The sequence below is a fragment of the Brevundimonas sp. M1A4_2e genome, assembly GCF_053345555.1.
In genome coordinates, this window is record NZ_JBKFAI010000008.1 from 56,242 (window position 1) to 74,121 (window position 17,880).

Here is a 17,880-nt window from a genome sequence, read left to right on the forward strand (position 1 = left end):
TGGCGAGCCCGGAGCAGCGGGGCCGCGAGCCATTGTCGGGAACACGACACAAGCCCGAACGCCTGTTCGCCTTGGCCGGAACCCCCGCGTTGGCTCTCCGTTCGGGAACCGCCGGCCGAGCGCTGGGGGTCTCGGTCAGCCGAGAGCGCCAAGGCGAAGACTGCGCTCGCCCCGTCGCCCCGTCGCGCGGCGGCGGGGCTCCTGATCGTCGATGAGCCCCAGGTCCCGACGGAGATCGGTGAGAAATGCGCTGGTGACCTCTCTCTCCGCGCTCTCTCCAAACTTGGCGTCCGCGCAGAGTAGGAGGCTCCCCACCTCCTCCTGCTCAGGCAGCCCCTTCTCCACCCGGGCGTCGATCTGGGTCAGTTGAAAGGCGGCGGTCGAGGCGAGCGAAAGCGCTCCGGACTGCTGGGGGTTCATGGGCGGTGTCCTTCCGGCGATATAGGGCAATCCTTGTCGCCGGTCTGGCGCTCGTGGTTCGTTTCCTCGCCTCCTTCATGCTCGGCTGGACCCAAAGCGCGCGAGCGGCCGCCTAGAAGGCGCTGGAGCATGGCGCCGCGGCCCATTGGACCGTCGCTTATCTCGCCGCCCCCCGGCTCAGATGCGAATCTTCCAGACTGGCAGAGCGAGCGTCTGTCGACGGCGTTCGTGGCGGTCCTGGCGATCTTCCTACGGCAGCTCGGCTCTTTCGAATACACGCCGGTCGTCGCAACCTCACGACCAGACCGCAGGCGGGGCGGACCTTGCCATCCCAGCGAGCGCCAGCGCGTCCGCTGCCGCCGCACCCGAAGCGGTGTTGTCGAAAATGACCCAGCGCTCGGCCCCGACTTCGCCCGCCGCCACCACCCGCTGAAGGACGGTCTTGAGCCGATCGGTTCCATAGGCCGAGCGATACATGTGCGGACAGCCGTGCAGGCGAAAATAGACCTGGCCCTCGGAGCCGCCGGGAAGGCCTGCACCCGGGGCCGGCTCCGGATCGGCCGCAACACGCGCGACCCGCCGAGAGGCGAGCCAATGATCCGCCGAGGCCGTGAACCAGGAATCGTGCCGCGGCTCCAGCACGATCGACGCGTCGATCTGGGCCCTACAAGCGTCCAGAAAAGCGCCTGTCCGGGTCTTGTCAAAGGCCAGGCCCGGCGGCGTCTGGATCAGGACTGGTCCGAGGCGGTCTCCCAGCCCGCGGAGATCGGCGGCCAGGTCCGCGAGCAGATCTTCGCAGTTCTCCAGCTTGCGGCGGTGCGTGATGTCACGCGGCGCCTTGACCGCGAAACGAAAGTCCGCAGGCGTGGCGGCGGCCCAGCGCTCAAAAGTCGAGACCCGGTGACGGCGGTAGAAGGTGGAGTTGATCTCCACGGCGCCGAGACGGCTGGCGTAGCGTTCGAGTCCGCCGCCCGCGACAGGAAACCGGTCTCTCACCCCTGCGGGAATGGCCCAGCCCGCCGTCCCGATGCGCAGCGTGATCTCGCCGGGGGCCGCGCTGCCGGCAAGGCCTTCAGGGCTCACGAAGCATCGCGACGGGCCGCCATGCCGGGCGTGGTCGGCGCCAGTTCCTCGGCCTGGGTCTTGGAGGGCGGCCCATCGGTTCTCTGAAGACTGTCGTCGGGCGTCTCGCGGATCGAAAAGATGGAATCGCCGCTTTTCAACAGGGGGGCGGCGGCGTCCGCCGCCTGGACATCCGTCGGAGACGGAACCCTCAACTTGCGCTCGGCGCCGTGGGCGTCGGCGACGACGATCTCGTAGAATTTCATGTCCATTCCTCACCTGACCAGGGGTTGTCTCTCGACCGCGAAGGACGCGGATCCGGCGGCCGGCCGCTTCCGGTAGCGCTTCGGCGACCGACGCGTTCCGGACGCATCGCCTCCAAAAGGCGGATCGGCGACACATCCCGCCCGGGAACAGGCGGCGGCTCCGGACACCCGAACACCCAACGGGAAGGAAAGAGCTCCTGTGAAATCCGCCGACAGGCCGCCAGTCCTGCGCAACCCCGGCGGCTCCTGCAGTTCGGAAGCCTCCTCCATCTACTGACGTCTCTTATCTACGTCGGCGCGGCATTGACGGGATTTCTGGGAAATCAGGAAATGCAGCCGAACCCGCGGATGACCGGCGCCGAGGGATTGACGACTGAGAGCCCTGCGCCACGCCCCGATCAAAGAGTCGGGAGTCGGACCCATTGGATCGCCGCCGCAAGGATCTCGTTGCGCCCTCCTGACAACCGGAAGGGAGACCGTGAGTCCGATGTGTGCGGATCGCGTCTACGATGAGGACTTTTTCGCCGCCGTGGCCGACCGCGGCTTCTATGTTTTCACCTCGCCTTGCCAGGCGGCGGCTGCAAGAGGGCCACGCAGGGTCCCCGTCATATTGACCCATGTGGGAGTTCGACCAGGTTCTGATCACGCCGGCGCGGCCCCGGCTTGCTTGAGCGTCGGACAAATTCTGGTCAGCGGATAGGATCAGGTCATCGCCGTCCCTCGCAAGCAAGCCGGCCCATTCATAACCAATGCCCGAGCCGGCGCCGGCCGTCCGCGCCGTCGGTCTGGCGGCGCTTCAGTCCGGAGCCGCCAGAGGCGTGGTGCGACCGGCCCCAGGCCCGGCGCCGAGATCGGCTCCAGTAATCGGATCGGCTGAAGGGTCGGACTGGGTGCGGGCCGCAAAGGCCTGCAATGACTTCTTGTCAGCCGCCGACAGCTTGACCGAAGCGTCGCCCACGCCGCCGTCCACCGCCGCCTGGGCTTCGCGGTCGTCCACGACCTCCCACTGCTCGCCCTGGTTCCACGGCCCGCTCGCATCCCCCTCTCCTTGGGACATGTTGTAATATTTGTCGGCAAAGTCCGGATGACCGGGAAGCTTGCCGGGCGGGAAGTTGGCGGGGATGGCGTAAAGCGCCTTTTCGAAGGACTTCTGGTGGGCCACCTCCCGCGTCATGAGGAAGGTCAGGGCGTCCTTGATCCCCGCGTCATCGGTGACGTTGATCAGCCGTTCGTAGACGATCTTGGCCCGGGATTCGGCCGCGATATTGGAGCGCAGGTCGCAGGCCGGATCACCGATGGAGTCGATATAGGCCGCCGTCCACGGCACGCCGGCGGAGTTGATCAGGGCCGTGCCGCCGCCATAGAGGATGGACATGGTGTGGCTTTCTCCGCCCGAGGTCATGCTGGCGTAAAGATCCGCTTCTTCCTCGGCGGCTTCCGCGAGTTTGCCCTTGGCCCCGCGATTGAGCATGGCGACGATCGAACCGATGATTTCCAGGTGACTCAGCTCCTCCGTGGCGATGTCCATCAACATATCGCGACGGCCGCTGTCCTCGTCGGCGAGCCCCTGAGTGAAGTAGCGCATGGCGGCGGCGAGCTCACCTTGGGGACCGCCGAACTGTTCGAGCATCAGGGTGGCGAGAGCGGGATTGGGTTCGGCGACCCTAACCGTGTACATCAACTTTTTGTTGTGCATGAACATGATCTAGTTATCCAAAAGATAATAAAGAAAATAGATTTCGGCTGAGTCAGCGGCTGGGGTTCTCGCCGGCGCGCCTCAGCTCGAGATGCTTCTCCACCAGCATGGGCAGGCTTTCGTCGACCCACCTCGCCATGCGCACCTCCTCCTCCAAGGTGGCCGCGAGGGGGTCGTAGGCCGCCGCATAGCCGCCGCTCTCAGCCAGAATGATCAGGGCCCGATAGGAGGCCGCCTCGAAGTTCTCGAAGGCGTAGTTGGCGAAGGCGTTCTTCAGGATTTCGTCCTCGGCGAAGCTGTGGCCGATGGACGCCAGGTTGCCGCCGAGCGAGAGCGCAGCGTCCTTAAGGCCGGACGGCTTCTCGTCGAAGCCCTCCAGCAGGGTCTCCAGTCGCAGGATCTGTCCCTCGGTTTCAAGACGGTGGGCCTTCAACCGGTCGGCGACCTCGGTAAAGTTCCGCGCCCGATCGATCTGGCGATCCATCAGGGCCAAGGCCTGGTTTTCCACGGCGTGGGCGTTCTTGAGGCCCGTCACGAAGACATCACGCCAGATGTCGTCTGCATTGATCATGTCGGCTGTCCTTCCTGCTGATACAGGAGGCTAACCCGTCCAACCGGCGCCCGGGTCGGCGTGTCGGATTCAGGTCACAGCGGATCGCCGCTCTCACCCTTTCCTTCCGAACCGGCGCGCTGGGGGCGACGGCGGTCCAGGTCAAACACATCGCTTTGCGACATGACGTGGAGGCGCACGTCGAACATGGACAGGGCGTCCTCGGCCCCGCCTTCCGAGATATTGGAATGGGTCGCATCCTCCCCGTCGACGACATAGACGGCGCCGTCGCCGAGCACCCTCAACCGCCCGTGCTCGACCACCACAGCCGTGTTTTCGTCAATGCCAAGCCCCATGAGCCGCGGATTGTGGGCCACCGCGCCCAGCAGCCGGCCGAACCGTCCCCTTTCGGCGAAGTGCTGGTCGATGATGACATTGGGGAGCAGGCCCAGTCCGGGAGCCATGTGCACCTCGCCGATCCTGTAGGACTCCGCGCTCGGTCCCTTGACCAGCATGGTCTCGCTCATCACCGAAGCCCCCGCCGATGTGCCTGCGATCAGGCCCCCGCGCGCATGGAGATCGCGAATGCGTCGTTCGATCGGCGTGTCGCCGATCTGGCTGGCCAGCCTGAGCTGGTCGCCGCCGCTGAAGAAGACGCCGGCGGCTCCCTCGAGCCTGTCGAGAAGGTCCTGCTCATGGCTCTCGGCCCGGTCCTCGACGTAGAGCTCGATCAGTTCCCCGACGCCGAGACCCTTAAAGCCTTCCCGATAGCTGTCGAAATAGCCCTCGGGTTTATGGGAGGCGATGGTCGCGATCACCAGCTTGCCGCCGTCGAGGCGCCGGGCGACCTCCTTGAGGATGACCCGCTCGCCGGTCTTGTCCTCATGTCCGCCGATGATGATCAGGGGGCCCTTACCCATGGGGAGGCTCCAGGATGACGCCGGGCGCATTCAAGCCCAGGGCGGAGGACGGAAAGGCGGGACGAAAGGCCTGGATCTGCGCCCAAACTGCTTCGATACGGGTCGGCGTCAGGATGACGAGGTCCCCGGGTCGCGCCGCTTCAAGACATGCGGCCACGGCGTCCTCTTCCTTCTGCACGCCGCGGAAACGCGAGCCGTCCGCACCGCTTCGCAGCGCGCCTTCGGCGAGAAGGCGGATCACTTCGCCGGCGGGACGACCGCGGTTGTCAGGCGTCTCCCTGAAAACGACCTCGTCGAAAAAGCCGGCGCTGATCTCGCCCATGGCGACGATTTCCTGCGTCCGCCGGTCGCCGGGGATGCTGATCATGGCGATGGTCCGACCGCCGGCGGGCCTGATCGCGGCCACAAGGCCGCAGAGGGCCCGAAGGCCGTCCGGATTGTGGGCGTAGTCCATGACGACCCGCAAGCCGTGCTGGTCGCAGATGTTGAGGCGGCCGGGATTCTGCTCGTAGCTGGATGTGAAGCTGCCCAGGGCCGCCCCGATCCGCTCTGGCGGCACGCCCACGCCGTAGCAGGCTGCCGAAGCCGCCAGGATGTTGGCCACATTGAAGGCGGCCGCCCCGCCCAGGGTCGAAGGCAGGTCCGCAGCATGACCCAACCGGCGGCGCTCGCCCCGGTCATGAAGCTCGATCACGCCGCTCGCGGCGTCATAGAGGACCGCCGCGCCGCCTTCGGCCACATGCTTGAGCAGGAAGCCCGGCGACTCGGCGCCGCCGCGCATGGAGAACCAGCAGACACGGCCTCCGGCATGGCGCGCCATACGCAGGGTCAGGGGATCATCGGCGTTGAGGACGCTCAGCCCCCGCCGCGACACGGCCTCTGCCACCACCGACTTGACCTTCGCCAGGTCCTCAAGCGTGTCCACCCCTTTGAGCCCCAGGTGGTCCGGTTGGACGTTGAGGACGCAGCCGACGTCACAGCGGTCGAAGGCTAGTCCCTCGCGCAGGATGCCGCCTCGGGCGCACTCCAGCACCGCGACATCGACGACAGGATCATTGAGCACCATGCGGGCGCTGCGCGGACCGCTGGCGTCGCCGGCGCGGATCCTCTCCCCGTCGACATAGACGCCGCTGGTGTTGGTCAGACCCACGACGCGTCCTTCCGTCTGCAGCACATGGGCGATCATCCGGCCCACCGTCGATTTCCCGTTGGTGCCCGTCACCGCGATCACGGGGATGCGGGACCGGACGCCGCGCGGAAACAACATGTCCACAATCGGCCGGGCGACGTCCCTCGCCTCGCCCTCCGAAGGCGACAGATGCATCCGCAATCCCGGCGCCGCATTGACCTCGACCACGCCCCCGCCGGTGTCGCGCACCGAGCGGCGGATGTCCGGCGCCAGAAGATCCACCCCGGCCACGTCCAGGCCGAGGGCTAGGGCGGCCCGCCGGGCGATGGCGGCGTTGGCCGGATGGATTTCCTCGGTCCGGTCCGTCGCCGTCCCGCCCGAGGAAAGATTGGCCGCGGTTCGCAGCAGGACTCTGACGCCGGGCCCCGGAACGCTTTCGGGGGACAGGCCCTGGCGGGCCAGTAGCGTCAGCGCCTCCTCGTCAAGACGGATCACGGTCAGGCTGTTCTCATGGCCGACGCCCCGACGCGGATCGGCGTTGACCTCCTCCAGCAGTTCAGACACCGACCGGCGCCCGTCGCCCTCGACGCACGGCGGCCGACGCTCGGCGACGGCGACGACCCTGCCGTCGACCACCAGGACCCGATAATCCCGGCCAGGAAGCTCTTGTTCGACGATGACCCGCCGTCCGTGGGGCGCGGCCAGGCCGAAAGCCGTCCTGACGGCCTCGGGCGTGTCCAGGCCTGTCGTCACGCCCCGTCCATGGTTGCCGTCGAGCGGCTTGACCACGACCCTCCCGCCCAGGCGTGCGGCTGCGGCGGCGGCCTCGTCCGCACTGCGCACCACCTCTCCGCGGGCGGTCGGACACCCCGCGGCCTCGAGCAAGGCCTTGGCCTGGGCCTTGTCGCCCGCCAGTTCGGCCGCGATCAGGCCCGTGCGGTCCGTCACGCTGGCGCGCAGGCGCCTCTGCCGCGCGCCCCATCCCAGGCGCAGGAGGCTCCCGGTGTTGAGACGTTCGACGGGAATCCCTCGGCGTCGCGCGGCGTCGACCAGAGCCTGGGTAGAGGGTCCGAACGCCGTCCGGCGCACCGCGCCGCGGAGAATGGCCGCCGCCTCGTCGGCCTGGACGGCGCCCGGGAGGCGCGGATCCAGACTGTCTGCGCAGACCCTGTCCAGGCCGCTGATCCCAGCGAGCGCTTCCGGCAGCAGGGCGTTGCAAACCTGCAGGGCCAGCCGTCCGGCCAGAAGGGCCGTCGTTTCGTCCCGATAGGTGAAGAGAATGTCGTAGACGCCCGGCTGCCCGCGCACTGAACGCGTCTTACCCCGGGTGACAGGGGTTCCCGCGCGCGTCTGCAGTTCAAGGGCGACGTGCTCCGCCACGTGGCCGAACCAAGTCCCGTCCCGAAGACGTCGGACAAATCCGCCCGGTTCCCCGTAGCAGCATCCGTGTCGATCCAGGCCGGGAAGCGCCTCCAGCAGGCGAGTCGAAAAATCGCCCAGCCGATCCGTCGGCCAGTCCTCCATCCGCCCCAGATCCAGGCGGATCCGCACCATGGGCCTGGCGCTGTACAGGTGGGGGCCGCGATAGACGCTTCGCTCCAGGACCTGCATCGCCCGCTCTCCGCTCGTCGCCGTCATGCTTATGCGGCCAATTCCCGAGGCGCCGCCTCGGTCATGCCTCGCGCTAGGGCGCGGACCACCATGGCGGCTGCTGCGGCCCTTGACGGAGCTTGGCCAGAGACAAGGACGGTCCCGCCTCCCGGGGCTGTCACAGCCCAGGTCCAGGTCTCCCCGACCTGGCGGATCGTCCATGCAAATCCATTCTGTTCCACTCGACACCTCCCTGAAGGATTGGTTGAACCGACTGTCCCGAACCCAGTTCCACAGTCCGAAACCGGACACCGAGAGCGGGATTTCGCCGCCTCCTGTCCCTTCGGGAACCCGGGGCCGCGGCAAGGCGTATGGCAATCCCCACTCACAGGAGCCTTTCATGTCCTCAGAAGGTCCGGCCTCGCTTCCCGCCTCCGAACCCTCGGATCCGGCGGGCTTTCATCGCCGGTTGGCGCACTGGAACCACCGCCGCCTCGCCCCGGCCACGCCGGGCCGTGCTTGGCGCGATGATGTCCGCTATGATGCGGAGATGATGCTGGTCGAGGGCGACTTCATCGAACGGGCCCGGGTCGAGGCCGCCCCCTGGCTCGCCGATCTCCCCGCCACGGCGGACGGCTTCGTCGCCTGGTTCGAGGCGCTCAAAGGATCCGGTCCCGGCGAGGCGGACCCGCTCTTCCCCTGGCTGGCCGAGACGGCCTCGATGGAGGAGATGCGCTGGTTCCTGCTGCAGGAGGTGGCCGGCGAAGCCGGGTTTGAGGACCTCGTGGCGATGGCCCAGGTCAAGATGCCGACCCGGCCCAAGCTCGAGCTGGCGCGCAACTACTGGGACGAAATGGGTCGCGGGTCGGAGGCTGGCATGCATGGTCCCATGCTGGACCGTCTAGCGACGGCGCTCGACCTGCATCCCCGGATCGAGGAAACGGCGTGGCCGTCCCTCGCCCTGGGCAATACCCTTGTCGCCTTCTCCACCCAAAGACGTTACGCCTACCACGCCCTCGGGGCCTTGGGGGCGGTGGAGCTCACGGCTCCATGGCGAGCCGCCCATGTGGCCGAAGGCTTGAAACGGTTAGGCGTCGGCGTGGAGCGCAAGTATTTCGCCCTCCACGCGACCCTGGACATCGCCCATTCCGAAGCCTGGAACGAGGAAGTGCTTCGCCCCCTAGCGCAGGAGCGGCCGGAGTGCGTCCGCGCCCTTGCTGAAGGCGCGATCATGCGGCTGATGGCCGGCGCCCGCTGTTTCGACGCCTACCGTGCCCATCTTTGGGGCCAGGCTCCCCTGCGTCGCTCGGCGTGACGACGCAGGCCTTTGCGCCCGGCGACGCCGCGCTGCTTGAGCTGCTTTCCCGTCTGGAGAGCGTCGGTTATGACTTCGTCTCGCCGACCCCGGCGGTCCATCGCCTGGTCGCGCGGCGGCGCCGGGCGGCCGAGGCCGACCTTCTTCGCGATATCCTTGGATGGGGCCGGGCCTTCTGTCCCGAAACCGCGCCCGCGTGGCTTATGGACGTCCTGAAGGCGGCCGACGCCCTCTCCGAAGACCCCGATGGCTTGCGCGCCCGACTACGCGTGAGCCGTCTGGACGGACGCCTGCACCTGCATTCCGCCTCGTCCGCGGACGAGCAAGCCGTCTTTCTGGGACCGGACAGCTATCGTTACGTGCGTTTCCTGCGCCAGGCCTTGTCCGGCTGCGCCTGGCGACAGGCGCTGGAGATCGGCGTCGGGGCGGGAGCCGGAGCCCTGGCGATCGCCGCCCTCGATCCGGACGCCGCTGTCGCCGCGACCGACATCAATCCCCAGGCCCTTCGCCTAAGCCGCCTCAACGCCCGACATGCCGGGCTCCCGATCGACCTCCGCCCGGGCGGCTTCCCCGCCGAGGGCGTCTGGGACCTGATCGCCGCCAATCCGCCCTATATGGCTGGCCGCAGCGGGCGGTTGTATCGCGACGGAGGCGGTCAATACGGGGCGGAGGTCGCTCTGGGATGGGCGAGCGAAGCCCTCTCCCGTCTCGCGCCCGGCGGAGCCTTCGTGCTCTACACCGGCGCCCCGGTCGTGGAAGGCCGCGATCTGGTGCGCGCCGCCCTCGCCGCCCTGGCGCGCCAAGCCGGGGCGCGGCTGGTCTATGAAGAGATCGATCCTGATGTTTTCGGGGCCAGCCTCGCGCGGCCTTCCTACGCCGAGGTCGAGCGCATCGCCGCCGTCGGCGCCGTCGTCACCGTCTGAAGAGTCCGGCTGCGGACCTCCCTGTGCGGCCGCCGACGCCCAAACGCCTTCCTACGAGCTCTGGACGCCTCGCGCCGCCCCCGCGCCCTCTCGCCCTGCCGGCTGGCGCCTGCGCTAAACATCCGCTCCGACGGTCCGAGAGCCGACACCTGCCGCGCAACGGCCTCGGCCGCCGCCTGTTGAACCGGCGGGGCCGCTCGAGACGCCGAACTCCGCCCGCTGGGTCAGGCGAAATGCGCAAAAACCAACCTATGTGAAGAACTGGACGCCAAAGCCGTGCTGTTGGTCGAAGACCATGAAGAATCAGTCGGATGCAGGTCTTGAAGCGCGGCTCACCGCCCCTCTGGAGATTATGTTGGCCAGCTTCGCCCCGATAGGTATCGAAGGAAGAGACCTGGTCCGTCGCAGCTTCACCGGAGCGCCGCAGCACCAGCCGTCCGGCGCCGCCATTCCGATGGATCCCGAACGCAACCAGGCCCGGCTGGTGGCGAGCGGCTGGATCGCGCGCGGCGCCATGCTGAACGACGGGCGACGCCAGATCATCGGTCTCAGCCTCCCGGGCGACGTGATCGTCGCCTCGGGATCGGTAGACGCCGACCTCCTGGTCTGGGCCCTGACCGACGTCGTCACGGTGGACGCCACAGCCTTCTGGACCACGCTTTCCGAACCCGGTGCACAGGCCTCTCCCCTGAGGGAGGCCTGGCGGCGCTGCCGGACGGCCGAGCGGCTGCGCATGGCGCGCCAGGTCGTCCGGCTCGGCCGGCTCAACGCCTACGAACGCACGGCCCACCTGCTGCTGGAACTGCACGAACGGCAGGTGCGTCTGGGAACGGCGCGCGGCGGCGCCCTGCACCTTCCCCTGACCCAGGACGTGCTCGCCGATATCCTCGGCCTGAGCGCGGTCCACATGAACCGCACGCTGCAGCAGCTCCGACGCAACGTCCTCGTCGACTACCGGACGGGACGCACTCTGCTGCAGGATCTGCCCGGTCTTGTTCAGGCGGCCAATCTCAGCGCCGTCTGCGGGCCGCTCATTGCACCGCTGTAGAGGGACCGCGGCCGGAACCCGCCGGCCGGGGACGGGTTGACCTCATGCCCGCTCGCGAGGACGCCATGACTCGAAACCCTGACACGCCGCCCCGACCCGACCCCGAGGAGAACACCGACCCCACGGTGACGGCGCCGGCCCGGACCGACGGGCGCACCGACGGTCTGGAGCAAAAGAAGCCCATCAAGATCTTCCGCGCCGGACAGAACGCGGGCGGCGACACCCGTTCCACGGCGGCCTCGACCCGGACCTAGGTCGCGCCGCCAGCGTTCTCAACCCGGTTGTCGGCGCCGCGCCTGTGCGCTCGGGCGAGGCCGGAGCCAAGTCGTGGATCGGACACTGGCAACCTCGAGGCGGCTCTCCCCTTCCCCTCCGGCGACGGAGGTCTCTAATGAAAACCATACTGGTGACGGGCGGCGCCGGCTATATCGGCTCCCACGCCTGCAAGGCGCTCGCCGCCGCCGGATTCGAACCCGTGGTGTTCGACGACCTGAGCAACGGCCATCGCGACGCCGTCAGATACGGTCCTTTGGTGACAGGCGACGTGCGCGACAGCGCCGCCCTCGGCGCCTGCATGCAGCGGCACGGCGTGCAGGGCGTGATCCACTTCGCCGGCCTGATCGAGGTGGGTCGATCGGTCCAGGACCCGGCGGCGTTCTGGGACGTCAACCTCAATGGCGTCGCCTCGGTGCTGGCCGCCATGCGCGCCCAGGGCGTGCGGCGGATCGTTTTCTCCTCCACCGCGGCCGTTTACGGCCAGGCCGGATCCGGGCTTCTGGACGAAACGGCGGCGGCGTGTCCCGTCAATCCCTATGGCGACAGCAAACTGGCCGCAGAACGCCTGATCGCCGCCCATGCCCGCGCCCATGGCGTGGAAGGCGTAGCCTTGCGCTACTTCAACGCCTCGGGCGCTGACCCGCAGGGAGAACTCGGCGAGGCCCATCAGCCCGAAAGCCATCTTATTCCCCTCGCCCTTGAAGCCGCATTGGGTTTCGGCCCTCCCCTCAAGCTCTTCGGCCTGGACTTCCCGACCCCCGACGGAGCCTGCGTGCGGGACTTCATCCATGTCGCCGACCTTGCGCAGGCCCATGTCGCAGCCCTGACGGTTCCGACGGGGGAAGCTGGCTTCCTGGCGATGAATCTCGGACTGGGCCGAGGCCTGTCCGTGCTTGAGATCATCGCCGCGGTTGAGCGGACGACGGGCCGCCCCGTGCCCTGGGAGGCCGCGCCGAGGCGCGCCGGAGATCCGCCCGTCCTCGTGGCGGATCCGGGCCTCGCGCGTCGTCGTCTGGACTGGTCGCCGACCTTCACGGACATCGACGCCATCATCGGGACCGCCCTCGCCTGGCGCCTGGCGCCCCGCTTCGGCCCGGCCGCCGCCCACGCCCATGTCGCCTGAACAGCCGCCTCTTGAAATCTGGGGCGGTCACGAGTGCTCGCTGAACCGCGTCGGCGAAACCTTTCGCGACCAGACCGTCCTCAGCGGACATGAGGACAGGGAGGAGGACCTGGACCGGTTCGCGGGGCTCGGCCTGCGGGCGCTGCGCTACCCGCTCCTATGGGAAAGAACGGAGACTTCGCCGGGCGTCCTAGACTGGACCTGGGCCGATCGGAGGCTGGGCCGGATCAGGGCCCTGGGCATGGGGGTGACCGCCGGCCTGGTCCATCACGGGTCCGGTCCGGCGTGGACCGGCCTTCTCGATCCGGAGTTCGCGCCCGGTCTGGCGCGTTTTGCCGGCGCGGCCGCGCGACGCTATCCCTGGATCCGGGACTGGACCCCGGTCAACGAGCCCCTGACGACAGCGCGCTTCAGCGCCCTCTATGGTCTGTGGCATCCCCATCTTCGCGATGAACGGTCTTTCTGGCTCGCCCTGCTGAACCAGGTCGACGCCGTGCGCGGCGCCATGCGCGAGATCCGCCGGATCATACCGGAGGCCCGCCTGATCCAGACCGAGGATTTCGGCCGGACCTACGCCACCCCGCCTTGCCAGGAGCAGGCCGATCACGAGAACCGCCGAAGGCTGATGACCTGGGACCTCCTCTGCGGACGGGTGACGCCTGATCACGACCTCTATTCTCATTTGGCCCGCATGGGTTTCGCCGCTCGGCTGGACGCCGTTTCGGCCGATCCCTGCCCGCCGGTGATCGGCCTCAATCACTACCTCACCAGCGATCGCTTTCTGGATCACCGGCTGGATCGCTACCCCGCGGCCCTGCATGGCGGAAACGGGCGTCTCGCCTACGCCGATGTCGAGGCGGTGCGCGTCCTCGACCCCCCGCCGCCGGGCTGGAAAGCCCACCTGCAAGCGCTCTGGGACCGCTACCGTATCCCCCTCATCGTCACCGAATGCCACCTTGGCTGCACCCGCGAGGAGCAGTTGCGCTGGCTCCACGAATGCTGGTCGGCGGCTCTCGAGGTTCGCCGTTCGGGGGTCAAGGTGGAGGCGGTGACCGTCTGGAATCTCCTGGGCAGCTTCGATTGGGACAGTCTGCTGACCCGCGCGGACGGACGCTATGAGACCGGCGTCTTCGACCTTTCGGAGGGCGCGCCCCGTGCGACCGCCCTCGCCGCCCTGGTGAGAGATCTGGCGCTGGACGGGGACACGGGCATGACGCTTGCGACCGAGACCGGCTGGTGGCGGCGCGCCCAGCGCCTGCTCTACACGCCGGCGGCGTCTACGCGCCCTTCCGGTGGACCGGGCGACGCCGCCCCGGCGCAGGCCATCTGCTGCATCGACCTGGACCCGGAGCTCATGGCGGAGTGTGAACGGCGCGGATTGCGCCTGGCGGCCGGCGGCGACGCGGGAACCGGGGCCTGGCCCTTCACGGTTTCGGAAACCCCGCTGCGGCGCGCCCTGGATCTGCTGATCGACCGACGCCTCTGCGGCCCTGTGCGCTAGACCCGACACAGGGATACGGGCGGCGGCCGCAGGCTTTGATCAAGGCCCTCTTGATGAAAGCCGCCATGACAGAGTTTCCCGCCGCCCCCGCCGCCGACATTCTCGATCTTCCGCATGCGCGACGGGACCCGATCGTCTGCCTCTCTCATCTGCGGTGGGATTTCGTCTTCCAGCGGCCCCAGCACCTGATGGCCCGTTTCGCACGGACCCGGCCGGTGATCTTCCTTGAGGAACCCCTCCCCGCCGACCCGGGCGCCCCTGTGGGCCTCGATGTCCGGGTCTGCCCGGACACGGGCGTGCGGGTCGCGACGCCGCGACTGCCGCACGGCGTCGATGGGCCCTGCCGGGACGCCGTCGTGAGACAGCTGCTGGAGGATCTTCTCGCGGAACGCGCGGTGGTCCGCCCGGTGCTCTGGTACTACACCCCCATGATGCTGCCGATCGCCCGACACGTGGAGGCCGCGGCCGTGGTGTTCGACTGCATGGACGAGCTCTCCGCCTTCCGGTTCGCACCGCCGGAGCTCCGAATCCTCGAGGCCGAATTGATGAGCGCGGCGGACGTGGTGTTCACCGGAGGTTTCAGCCTCTACGAAGCCAGGCGGACCCGGCACGCCAACATCCACCCCTTCCCCTCCAGCGTCGACGTCCCGCATTTTGCGCGGGCGCGCCGCGGGGCCGATCATCCGGCCCAGGCCAACCTGCCGGGCCCGCGACTCGGCTTCTACGGCGTCATCGACGAACGGATGGACCTGGATCTCATAGCGGCGGTCGCCGACGCCCGACCCCACTGGTCGCTCATCTTCGTGGGCCCCGTAGTCAAGATCGACGAAGCGGACCTGCCCCGCCGTCCCAACATCCACTACCTGGGATTAAGGCGCTACGAAGAGCTCCCGGACCTCCTGGGCGGCTGGGACGCGGCTCTCATGCCCTTCGTGATCAATGAGTCCACCCGTTTCATCAGCCCCACCAAGACCCCCGAATACCTGGCGGGGGGCCGGCCGGTGATCTCGACCCCGATCGCCGACGTGATGCGGCATTACGGGACGCTGCAGGGCGTCCACATCGCGGCAGGCGCCAACGCCTTCGTGGCCGGCTGTGATGCAGCCCTCGTTCAGAGAGAGAACCGGGCCTGGCTGGACGAGGCGGACGCCGCGCTGGCCAACCTGTCATGGGACCAGACCCAGGCCCGGATGGCGGTCATGGTCGACAGAGCCGCTTCACAAAGAGACCCTGTCCCGGAAGACGGAGGCCGGTGCGAGAGCCAAAGCGCCTCCGCCCTCGCTGCGGCGCCTGAGGCTCCCTGCATCCGGCCGTCGGGGCGGGCTTCGCATTACGACGCTCTCGTCGTCGGCGCGGGGTTCGCGGGTTCGGTCATGGCCGAGCGTCTGGCGTCGAGCGGACGCCGGGTGCTCCTGATTGATCGCCGGTCCCACATCGGAGGCAACGCCTACGACGAGCCCGACGCCGCGGGAGTCCTGGTTCACAGGTACGGTCCCCACATCTTCCACACCAACTCGGCGGAAGTGTTCGACTATCTTTCGCGCTTCACCCCCTGGCGCCCCTATGAACATCGGGTTCTGGCCCGCGTGGGGGACCGGCTCGTCCCCATGCCCATCAACCGCACGACGCTCAATCTTCTCTACGGACTGGATCTCAGGTCCGACGAGCAGGCAGAAGCCTACTTGGCGTCGCGGGCGGAGCCGGTCGACAAGGTGGTCACATCCGAGGATGTCGTGATCTCAGCCGTCGGCCGCGAGCTCTACGAGACCTTCTTCCGAGGCTATACCCGCAAGCAGTGGGGCTTGGACCCGTCGCAGCTGGACCGTTCCGTGACGGCGCGCGTTCCGACGCGAGCCAGCACCGACGACCGCTATTTCACCGACGCCTTCCAGGCTATGCCGCTGAACGGCTACACGCGCATGTTCGAGAACATGCTCGATCATCCCGGCATCCGGGTAGAGACGGACGTGGACTTCAGGGATGTCGAGGCCGAGGTGGTCTACGACCACCTGGTTTTCACGGGCCCGATCGACGAGTTCTTCGACCATTGCTACGGGCGCCTGCCCTACCGGTCGCTGCAGTTCCGCCATGAAACGCTCCAGCAGGAAAGCTTCCAGCCTGCCGCGGTCGTAAACTATCCGGACGAGACCGTGCCCTATACGCGGGTGACGGAGTACAAGCGGCTGACGGGGCAACAGCATTCCTGCACGAGCATCAGCTATGAGTATCCCTGCGACGAGGGCGATCCCTATTATCCGGTTCCCCGACCGGAGAACCAGGCGCTTTTCAAGCAGTATGAGGCGCTCGCCCTGGCGCGTCGCGATGTCAGCTTCGTGGGTCGCCTCGCCACATATCGCTACTACAACATGGACCAGGTGACCGGACAGTCCCTGGCGGCCTTCCGTCGTTTGACGAGGACATCCGCCGTCTCGGGCCTGGCCGCAAGTCCGGGCGTCCGGGCCTGACGCCGGGCGCCGCCGAGCCCATCGTCTGCCCTGACGGAGATCCGCCTTCCTAACCCATGTTATTGGGCGCCCCTGCGAGCAGGGTCAGGATGGCGTGATGTCCACAGCGGGATCCAGATCGACAAGACGGGACGGCCTTCTTGGCCGGTTGCTGGCCTTCCTCTTCGGCCGACCGCCGCTGATGCGCCGCTCTGGCGGCCTGCGAAGCCGGGGCGCGCCCCCGCCGCCCGCGCCGACGCGGCGCGCCTGAGCGCGGGCGTCCAGTGGTCTGGGCGTCCTGTCGTCAGTGAAGCTTGAGCCTTCCTGAGACCCGACGGTGGAGCAACCGGCCTAAGGCCAGCAGGACCGTCCTGGGCAAGCCCACGACAACGCGATGGTGCTGGAGGTGGAGGGCCATATAGGCCTAGCGCGCTATAAGCCCCTCAATCAGGAAGTCCGCCCCGCGAGTCCGCCCATGAGGCAGCCCAGCCCAGGGCCCGGCCCGAGGGAGATGAGGGACCCCCTGTCGCGGTAGCGATAGGGACCGGGATCGCCCGCCTGCGTCAAGGCTCTGGCCAGATAGGCCGCCTCCTGGGATGCGGCCTGGGCCCTGGCGGGCGCCGGACGCCCACCGGGGCCGGGCGCCTCGGCGCAGTCGCCCATGGCGTAGACTCCCGGCGCGGAGGCGCGCAGGCGGTCGTCCACGACGAACTGGTTGAGGCGGCCCGTGGCCAGGCCGAAGCCCAGGTTGATCTCGGCCGCCTTCACCCCGGCCGCCCAGACGATCAGGTCGGCCGCAATGTCGCCGACGCTGGTCTCGAGCCCGTCTGCGCGCACTCGCGTCACGCGCGCCCCGACGACAAGTCGTACGCCGCGCGCCTGCAGCGCCTGTGCCGCCCTGTCGGCGACCGTTTGGGGAAGACCGCCGAATATGCGAGGCGCGGCCTCCACCGTCACACCTCAAGCATGAACCGCTCGGTCGGGTCGAGCGCGGCCGACAGGACCGCATGTCCTTCGAGACGCTCTGTGGCCAGTTCGATCCCGGTCGCCCCGGCGCCGACGATGGCGATCCTCAGCAGATGGCGACCGTCATAGGCGGATGACAGGAAGAGCGCGGCGAGCTGTCGGTGAAAGGCCTCTGCATCCGCGACATCCTCCAGCAGGCAGGCGTGCTCCGCCGCGCCATAGGTTTTGGCCAGGCGAAGGCGGCGTGCGTCGAGGTCGAGCCCTTCGACCTCGCCAGCACAAACCTGAAATGATTGCGGCGCCCGAGCGTCAGATCGTCGAGACCTTCCTGTCTCGAATGCAGCGAGCCGGCCGCGACCTCGTGAAGGGAGGGCTTCCACAAATGGAAGACCGCGCGATCTATGAGAAGCACCTGGCGAGGCCCGTCGCGGGGCCCCAGCCGGCGCCCGAGACGGGCGGCGGGATCAAGTCCGCCAGCCTCGCCGCCCACGATTACGATCTGGTTCCTCGTCCTGAAACAATCCCCGCTTCCTGCAGGGGTCGCGAAAAGTCCGGCGCCTCGCCCGCCGGCCCGCATCCAACGGGTTTTCGCCCGGCCCCTCTCAACCGCCAGTGACCAGACTTCGGCCGGCGGAGCGTCGGCGGCCAGCA

General features: G+C 68.2%; 16 protein-coding genes. 7 read left to right on the forward strand and 9 right to left on the reverse strand.

The features are described from left to right. Window positions 1-135: 135 nt before the first annotated feature. From ACLBV5_RS14360 to cphA, 7 genes are all read right to left on the reverse strand, one after another. Complete coding sequence (locus ACLBV5_RS14360; protein WP_303684398.1) at window positions 136-420, reverse strand: hypothetical protein; 285 nt, start codon at window positions 418-420, stop codon at window positions 136-138. Between the two features lie 294 nt (window positions 421-714). Then, complete coding sequence (locus ACLBV5_RS14365) at window positions 715-1,503, reverse strand: DUF72 domain-containing protein (protein ID WP_303684399.1); 789 nt, start codon at window positions 1,501-1,503, stop codon at window positions 715-717. Continuing rightward, window positions 1,500-1,748 (reverse strand): hypothetical protein, encoded by a 249-nt coding sequence (locus tag ACLBV5_RS14370; protein WP_447606106.1) that lies wholly within the window; start codon window positions 1,746-1,748, stop codon window positions 1,500-1,502. The genes ACLBV5_RS14365 and ACLBV5_RS14370 overlap by 4 nt, the downstream gene beginning before the upstream one ends. 796 nt (window positions 1,749-2,544) lie before the next feature. Next, window positions 2,545-3,444: a manganese catalase family protein gene (locus tag ACLBV5_RS14375; RefSeq protein WP_447606107.1), complete on the reverse strand. Its 900-nt coding sequence runs from the start codon at window positions 3,442-3,444 to the stop codon at window positions 2,545-2,547. Window positions 3,445-3,496: 52 nt separating this feature from the next. Further along, a complete protein-coding gene (locus ACLBV5_RS14380) occupies window positions 3,497-4,015 on the reverse strand; it encodes a ferritin-like domain-containing protein (protein WP_303684402.1) in 519 nt (172 codons plus the stop codon). Window positions 4,016-4,089: 74 nt separating this feature from the next. After that, complete coding sequence (locus ACLBV5_RS14385; protein WP_303684403.1) at window positions 4,090-4,914, reverse strand: cyanophycinase; 825 nt, start codon at window positions 4,912-4,914, stop codon at window positions 4,090-4,092. Further along, window positions 4,907-7,681: a cyanophycin synthetase gene (cphA, locus tag ACLBV5_RS14390; protein WP_447606108.1), complete on the reverse strand. Its 2,775-nt coding sequence runs from the start codon at window positions 7,679-7,681 to the stop codon at window positions 4,907-4,909. Before cphA ends, ACLBV5_RS14385 begins: the two co-directional genes overlap by 8 nt. A gap of 352 nt (window positions 7,682-8,033) precedes the next feature. On the opposite strand from cphA, the gene ACLBV5_RS14395 reads away from it, so the two are divergent. From ACLBV5_RS14395 to glf, 7 genes are all read left to right on the forward strand, one after another. Beyond that, window positions 8,034-8,948, forward strand: coding sequence for an iron-containing redox enzyme family protein (locus ACLBV5_RS14395; protein ID WP_303684405.1), 915 nt, complete (start codon window positions 8,034-8,036; stop codon window positions 8,946-8,948). After that, the gene (locus ACLBV5_RS14400) at window positions 8,945-9,871 is read left to right on the forward strand and encodes a methyltransferase (RefSeq protein WP_447606109.1); all 927 of its coding nucleotides are present in this window, start codon (window positions 8,945-8,947) and stop codon (window positions 9,869-9,871) included. Before ACLBV5_RS14395 ends, ACLBV5_RS14400 begins: the two co-directional genes overlap by 4 nt. Before the next feature lie 295 nt (window positions 9,872-10,166). After that, complete coding sequence (locus ACLBV5_RS14405; RefSeq protein ID WP_303692368.1) at window positions 10,167-10,919, forward strand: Crp/Fnr family transcriptional regulator; 753 nt, start codon at window positions 10,167-10,169, stop codon at window positions 10,917-10,919. Window positions 10,920-10,984: 65 nt separating this feature from the next. Next, window positions 10,985-11,173 (forward strand): hypothetical protein, encoded by a 189-nt coding sequence (locus tag ACLBV5_RS14410; protein ID WP_303684407.1) that lies wholly within the window; start codon window positions 10,985-10,987, stop codon window positions 11,171-11,173. A 137-nt stretch (window positions 11,174-11,310) separates the two neighbouring features. Then, a complete protein-coding gene (gene galE, locus ACLBV5_RS14415) occupies window positions 11,311-12,318 on the forward strand; it encodes a UDP-glucose 4-epimerase GalE (protein WP_303684408.1) in 1,008 nt (335 codons plus the stop codon). Further along, the gene (locus tag ACLBV5_RS14420; RefSeq protein ID WP_447606110.1) at window positions 12,308-13,819 is read left to right on the forward strand and encodes a hypothetical protein; all 1,512 of its coding nucleotides are present in this window, start codon (window positions 12,308-12,310) and stop codon (window positions 13,817-13,819) included. Before galE ends, ACLBV5_RS14420 begins: the two co-directional genes overlap by 11 nt. A gap of 53 nt (window positions 13,820-13,872) precedes the next feature. Then, complete coding sequence (glf, locus tag ACLBV5_RS14425; RefSeq protein ID WP_447606111.1) at window positions 13,873-16,284, forward strand: UDP-galactopyranose mutase; 2,412 nt, start codon at window positions 13,873-13,875, stop codon at window positions 16,282-16,284. A 426-nt stretch (window positions 16,285-16,710) separates the two neighbouring features. Here glf and ACLBV5_RS14430 read toward each other — a convergent pair whose 3' ends face one another. Both ACLBV5_RS14430 and ACLBV5_RS14435 read right to left on the reverse strand, forming a co-directional pair. Further along, a complete protein-coding gene (locus ACLBV5_RS14430) occupies window positions 16,711-17,220 on the reverse strand; it encodes an FAD-dependent oxidoreductase (RefSeq protein ID WP_447606112.1) in 510 nt (169 codons plus the stop codon). After that, a complete protein-coding gene (locus tag ACLBV5_RS14435) occupies window positions 17,217-17,609 on the reverse strand; it encodes a hypothetical protein (RefSeq protein WP_447606114.1) in 393 nt (130 codons plus the stop codon). The genes ACLBV5_RS14430 and ACLBV5_RS14435 overlap by 4 nt, the downstream gene beginning before the upstream one ends. Between the last annotated feature and the right edge of the window lie 271 nt (window positions 17,610-17,880).